Consider the following 6360-nt stretch of genomic DNA (forward strand, 5'->3'; position numbering starts at 1 on the left):
TGGCTCCTACATACCGCGTAGGAGCCGGGAGGAACATACAAGCCATGCTCGACTGACGGGCTACCGGGAAGGCCCAGTCGAGCGCCGCTCGACTCTACAGAAAGCAGTAACCCGCCTTCGGCGGGTTACTTGCTGCCGCCGGCCATGGTGCCGGCGGCGTCGATCTCGGCCTGGGCCCGGGCGGCATACAACGTGCCCGGCGGCGGCTGACGGCTGAAGAACGTGTGCACACCGTCCAGTACCGCACCGGCGATCTTGCGCTGGTAGGCCGGGTCGATCAGGCGGCGCTCTTCATCCGGATTGGAAATGAACGCGGTTTCCACCAGCATCGCCGGCATGTCCGAAGTACGCAGCACCGCGAAGTTGGCGCGCTCGATGTTCGGCTTGTGGTTGTTGCCGATCCGCTTCAGGCCGCCCAGCACATGGCCGGCCGCGTCCTCGGACGCCTTCATGTAGCCGCTCTGGGCCAGATCCAGCAGCACGTTGGCGAGCGTGCCTTCGGTCTGCTGCAGGCGCACGCCACCGACCAGGTCGGCCGCGTTTTCCTTGTCCGCCAGCCAGCGGGCGCGCTGCGAAGAAGCGCCCTTGGTCGACAGCACGTACACCGACGAGCCCGTGGCCGAACGGTTTTCCGCCGCGTCGGCATGGATCGAAATGAAGATGTCGGCCTTGTTCGCACGCGCCTTCTGCGCGCGCATCGGCAGCGGAATGAACACGTCGCTGTCGCGGGTCAGGTAGGCCTTCAGGCCCGGCGTCGCGTTGACCTGACGGGCCAGCTCACGCGCTACGGCCAGGGTCACATCCTTCTCGCGCTTGCCGGTCGGGCCGATCGCACCGGGGTCCTGGCCGCCGTGGCCTGGATCGATGGCCACCACCAGGTGGCGCATGCCAGCCTGCATGCGGATGCGCGAGGCATCGCTGGGCATGGCCGGACGCGGTGGCACCACCGTGGTCGGAACCGGTGCAGGCGCTGTGGCCGGCGGCGTGGTTACCACGGCGGCGGTACGCTGGCCGGCAAGGATCGCAGCCGGCGATGCGGACGGCGTACTGCTGGCAGCCGTGCCCGCTGCCGCGACCTGGGCCGGTGCAGTGGACGGGGCCGGGGTCGGAGTAGCCGGTGTGGCAGCGGCGGCGCTGGCCTGCTGCTGTACCTGCGCGGTCAACAGCGCGGTGGCGCGCGCGGCGTCGTTGCGCGACTGCGCGCTCTCGGCCGGCGTCGGTGCGGGCGTGTTGACCGGTGCCTGCGGCTGCACCGCCGGCGTCGCTGGCGGGCGGCTGGCGGCCACGGCCGCGCCATCGCCCGGCCATTCGATCACCAGCTTGGATTCATTGCCTTCGCGCTGCATCTGTGGGCGGAACGGCGCCACCGATTCAGCGAGGTCGAAAACGACACGGAAGGTCCCCGGCACCGGCTGTCCGGTACGCACCGCCGTGACCACGCCCTGCGCGGCCGGCATTTTCAGGTTGCGTATGGCGCTGGAGTCCGGGAAATCGACCACCAGGCGGTTCGGTCCGGCCAGCGACAAGGTCTTGTAACCGCCACTGCCGACCAGCGAGATCTCGGCACGGGTGCCGGTGGCGCCGGTATTCAGCAGGACCTGACGGACTTCACCGGCCCACGCACTGACGCTCGCCAGACTCAGTCCGACGGCGGCACAGATGGCAATGAGACGGTTCCCCGGGCGCATGGCTCAGGATTCAATCACCGCGCTGAACGGAATGCAACACCTTTTTCCTTAATAATCCGTAACCTGCCGGTGTTTGTTCTCGTCAGCCGACAGAAATGGCCTGCAAGTCGCCCCCTTGGGGGAGCCGTTCCAGCCATTCATGTCCGACGTCGCTGGCTCCAGTGAGACGGACGCGACGCCCCTGCCCCTCGATCTCCAGCGCCACCACCAGGTCGGTCGGCGGCAGCGCGCCAGCGCCGCGTTCCGGCCATTCCACCAGCCACAACACCGCGCTGCCCTCGTCCAGCCCGAGAAAATCGAGCTCGCCGGCCTGGCCGATCCGGTACAGATCCAGATGCCAGGCCTCGCCACCGCTGGCCAGCGGATAGCGCTCGACCAGGGTGTAGGTCGGGCTGCGGATCGCCCCCTGCACGCCCAGTGCGCGCAGCAGTGCGCGGGCGGTGGTGGATTTGCCGGCGCCCAGGTCGCCGCGCAGTTCGACCAGCGCCTGCGGCGGTCGGGTGGCGGCCAGCCACTGCCCGAGCAGTTCAGTGGCATCGCTGTCGGCAAGGAAGAAATCGATCATCGGGAGAGTTCCGGGTTGGCCAGTCGCCGCAGCGGCGACAGCAGATCAGTAGGAAGCAGGCCGCGCGCGCCGTCGGCGGCAGCGACGTCGCCGGCAAGCGCATGCAACAGCGCACCAGCGGCGGCGGCATCGAAGGCGGCCAGGCCTTGCCCACGCAGGCTGGCGATGATGCCTGTCAGCAGGTCTCCCATGCCACCCACGGCCATGCCGGGATTGCCAGCCGCGATCAGTCGTGGCCGTTGCCCCGGCGCTGCGACGATGCTGCCGGCGCCCTTCAGCACCACCACGGCGTGGAAGCGCTCGGCCAGTGCCTGTGCGCAGGTGAAGCGATCGGCCTGGATGTCAGACGTGCTGCAACCCAGCAGGCGCGCGGCCTCGCCCGGGTGTGGCGTAAGGATGGCGTCGGGCAGCGCGCGCGGATCCTGCGCCAGCAGGTTCAGTGCATCGGCATCGACCACCAGTGGCCTGGCGCTGGCCAGCACCCGCGCAAACAGTGCGCGCGCCCATTCGTCCTGGCCCAGACCGGGGCCGATCGCCACCACCCTGGCCTTGTCCAGCAGTGCCGGCAGCGCGTCACCATCTTCCAGGGCATGGGTCATGGCCTCGGGCAGCCGAGCCAGCAACGGGCCAACGTGGTCGCGGCGGGTGCCCAGGCTCAGCAATCCAGCACCCGCGCGCAACGCCGCTTCAGCCGCCATGGCGATGGCGCCGCCGCTGCCATGGTTGCCGCCGACGCACAGCACGTGCCCGGATTCGCCCTTGTGGGTGTTGGTGCGGCGCGGCGGCAGCAGGGCTGGCAGGCGCACCTGCGTCCAGAGCTGCGCAGCGGGTGACACGCCCTGCCATGCGGCCGCGGGTAGCTGCAGCGGCGCCAGCGCCTTCCGCCCGCAATGGTCCAGCGCATCGCCGGTGTACAGCCCGCGATGCGGCACGATGAACTGCACGGTCAGCGCTGCCCTCACCGCCTCGCCCGGTACGGCGCCGCGGTCGGCATCCACGCCACTGGGGACGTCCAGCGCCAGAACCGGTGCCGCCTGCGCGTTGAGCGCGGCAATCAGCGTCCGCGCCACGCCCTCCGGCACGCGATCGAAGCCCAGCCCGAACAGGGCATCGACCCAGATATCGGCCTCGGGAAGCGCGCCGTCGAAATCGGTGAGGGTGCCGCCGTCGGATGTGAATTCCGATGCTGCACGCTGTGCCAGCGCGGTTGACGGTGGCTTCCCCGGCAAGGCGATCACCGTCACCTCACGTCCGGCCTGCAGCGCATGGCGAGCCAGCACATGGCCGTCGCCGCCGTTGTTGCCCGCACCAACCACCACGCCGATCCGCTGCGCCTGCGGCCAATGCTGCAGCAGGCACTGCCAGGCGGCCTGGCCGGCCTGTGCCATCAGGCCCCAACCGCCCTCGGCGGCCAGCGCAGAGGCCTGCGCATCAAGCGCACGCGCGGCAGCGGAATCGAACAGATCGGCAAGGTTGGCCATGCGGGGATTTTATACTGGTGCACATGTCCCCCGTCCCCGCCCCTGTCGATCCGGCCCAGGCCGTGCAGCGCATCCGCGAACTCGCCCGTGCGCATGGCTTCCAGCGCTGTGGCATCGCCGGCATCGAGCTGGGCGAGGATGAAGCGCACCTGGCCGACTGGCTGGGCCAGGGCCTGTACGGCACGATGGACTGGATGGCGCGCCACGGCACCCTGCGCGCGCGCCCGGCCGAACTGCTGCCCGGCACCGTGCGGGTGATCTCGGTGGGCATGGACTACAGCCACAAGGACGACACCGAAGCTTGGGCAACCCTGGCCGACCCGGGTCGCGCCTACGTGGCCCGTTACGCTTTGGGTCGCGACTACCACAAGCTGATGCGCAACCGCCTGCAGAAGCTGGCCACGCAGATCAACGATGAAGTGGCACCGCTGGGCTACCGCGTATTCGTCGATTCCGCCCCCGTGCTGGAACGCGCACTGGCGCGCAATGCCGGCCTGGGCTGGATCGGCAAGCACACCTGCCTGATCGACCGCCATGGCGGCTCCTGGTTCTTCATCGGCGAGATCTACATCGATATCCCGCTGCCGATCGATGCAGCGGCCACCGCACACTGCGGTACCTGCACGCGCTGCATCGATGTCTGCCCGACCCAGGCCATCACCGGCCCGCAGCGGCTGGACGCGCGGCGCTGTATCTCCTACCTGACCATCGAGCACGACGGCGCCATTCCCGAAGAGATGCGGCCGTTGATCGGCAACCGCATCTACGGCTGTGATGACTGCCAGCTGGTCTGCCCCTGGAACAAGTTCGCCAAGCGTACCGACGAAGCCGATTTCCGCGCGCGCAACAACCTCGATACCGCGCGGCTGGACCAGCTGTTCGCCTGGGATGAAGCCGAGTTCCTGCGCCGTACCGAAGGCAGCCCGATCCGGCGCAGTGGCCATGAACGCTGGCTGCGCAACATCGCCGTGGCCCTGGGCAACGCACCGTCCTCTGCCGAAGCGCTCGCCGCATTGCATACCCGCATCGATGATCCCTCGCCGCTGGTGCGTGAACACGTGCAGTGGGCGCTGGGCCAGCACACGGTGCGCTGACGTGCGATCCTGAGCCCCCGTTCCGCCCGCAGCACGCCGTTCCCATGCAGCCACGCAACAACGACATCCTCACCCCCAGCCAGCTCAACACCCTGGCCCGCGACCTGCTGGAAGGCAGCTTCCCGGCGATCTGGGTCGAGGCCGAACTGGGCAGCGTGGCGCGCCCTGCCTCCGGGCACCTGTATTTCACCCTGAAGGACGCACGTGCGCAGCTGCGCGCGGCAATGTTCCGGATGAAGGCGCAGTACCTGAAGTTCGTGCCGCGCGAAGGCATGCGCGTGCTGGTGCGCGGCAAGGTGACCCTGTACGACGCCCGTGGCGAGTACCAGATGGTGCTGGACCACATGGAAGAAGCCGGCGAAGGCGCGCTGCGCCGCGCCTTCGAGGAGCTGAAGGCACGCCTGGAGGCCGAGGGCCTGTTCGACCCGGCACGCAAGCGGCCGCTGCCGGCGCACGTGCAGCGCCTGGCAGTGATCACCTCGCCCACCGGTGCCGCCGTACGCGACGTGCTGAGCGTGCTCGGCCGCCGCTTCCCACTGCTGGAAGTGGACCTGCTGCCGACCCTGGTCCAGGGCAGCAGTGCCGCCGCGCAGATCACCCGCCTGCTGCAGGCCGCCGACGCCAGTGGCCGCTACGACGTGATCCTGCTGACCCGCGGCGGCGGCTCGCTGGAAGACCTGTGGGCCTTCAACGATGAAGCCCTGGCCCGAGCGATCGCCGCCAGCCGCACCCCGGTGGTGTCGGCGGTGGGACACGAAACCGACTTCAGCCTCAGCGATTTTGCCGCCGACCTGCGCGCACCGACGCCGTCGGTGGCGGCCGAGCTGCTGGTACCCGACCAGCGCGAACTGGCCCTGCGCCTGCGCCGCACGGCCGCCCGCATGGTGCAGTTGCAACGGCATGCGATGCAGCAGGCGATGCAGCGCGCCGACCGCGCCCTGCTGCGCCTGAACGCACAGAGCCCGCAGGCGCGGCTGGACCTGCTGCGCCGCCGCCAGCTCGATCTGGGCCGGCGCCTGCATGCCGCGTTCAACCAGCAGCAGGAACGCCGTGCCGCACGCCTGCGCCATGCGGCGGCGGTGCTGCGCGGGCACCATCCGCAACGCCAGCTCGACGCGATGCAGCGCCGCCTGGCAGCCCTGCGCGGGCGCCCGCAGATTGCGATGCAGCGCCTGCTGGAACGCGATGCACTGCGCCTGCGCGGGCTGGCGCGTTCGCTGGAAGCGGTCAGCCCGCTGGCGACTGTGGCACGTGGCTACAGCATCCTGACCCGCAGCGACGACGGTGCCCTGGTGCGGCACGTCGGCCAGGTGCAGCCGGGTGACGCCCTGCAGGCCCGCGTTGGCGACGGCGTGATCGAGGTGCAGGTCAAGTAAAGGGGTGTTCGGCAGGGCTGCGCCCTGCACCTGCAGAAGCGTTCAAGCAACAGCAACAGCCGAAGCTGGTATTCCGTGGGATGGCGGGGCGGTGTGGCTGTGCAGGACACGCCGTAAACCCATCCATGGGGGCTCGATGGCGCCATCCATGGCGCC

At 69.6% G+C, this 6360-nt stretch carries 5 protein-coding genes; 2 read left to right on the forward strand and 3 right to left on the reverse strand.

The window, feature by feature from the left end; translation table 11 throughout:
* Window positions 1-125: 125 nt before the first annotated feature.
* The 3 genes from QRO95_RS24725 to QRO95_RS24735 all read right to left on the reverse strand — a co-directional run bounded on the left by QRO95_RS24725 (window position 126) and on the right by QRO95_RS24735 (window position 3734).
* A complete protein-coding gene (locus QRO95_RS24725; protein ID WP_279913786.1) occupies window positions 126-1688 on the reverse strand; it encodes an N-acetylmuramoyl-L-alanine amidase in 1563 nt (520 codons plus the stop codon).
* 82 nt (window positions 1689-1770) lie between these two features.
* Window positions 1771-2253 carry a tRNA (adenosine(37)-N6)-threonylcarbamoyltransferase complex ATPase subunit type 1 TsaE gene (gene tsaE, locus QRO95_RS24730; RefSeq protein ID WP_032130506.1) on the reverse strand — a complete coding sequence of 161 codons (483 nt, stop codon included), beginning with the start codon at window positions 2251-2253 and terminating at the stop codon, window positions 1771-1773.
* Complete coding sequence (locus QRO95_RS24735) at window positions 2250-3734, reverse strand: NAD(P)H-hydrate dehydratase (RefSeq protein WP_253143612.1); 1485 nt, start codon at window positions 3732-3734, stop codon at window positions 2250-2252. The genes tsaE and QRO95_RS24735 overlap by 4 nt, the downstream gene beginning before the upstream one ends.
* A gap of 23 nt (window positions 3735-3757) precedes the next feature.
* Between QRO95_RS24735 and queG the strand changes: the two genes are divergently transcribed.
* Both queG and xseA read left to right on the forward strand, forming a co-directional pair.
* The gene (queG, locus tag QRO95_RS24740; protein WP_107431255.1) at window positions 3758-4828 is read left to right on the forward strand and encodes a tRNA epoxyqueuosine(34) reductase QueG; all 1071 of its coding nucleotides are present in this window, start codon (window positions 3758-3760) and stop codon (window positions 4826-4828) included.
* Between the two features lie 44 nt (window positions 4829-4872).
* Window positions 4873-6204 (forward strand): exodeoxyribonuclease VII large subunit, encoded by a 1332-nt coding sequence (gene xseA, locus QRO95_RS24745; RefSeq protein WP_285303683.1) that lies wholly within the window; start codon window positions 4873-4875, stop codon window positions 6202-6204.
* Window positions 6205-6360 lie beyond the last annotated feature (156 nt).

It is taken from the genome of Stenotrophomonas maltophilia group sp. Smal13, from assembly GCF_030236855.1.
GTDB classification, from domain to species: Bacteria; Pseudomonadota; Gammaproteobacteria; order Xanthomonadales; family Xanthomonadaceae; genus Stenotrophomonas; species Stenotrophomonas maltophilia_A.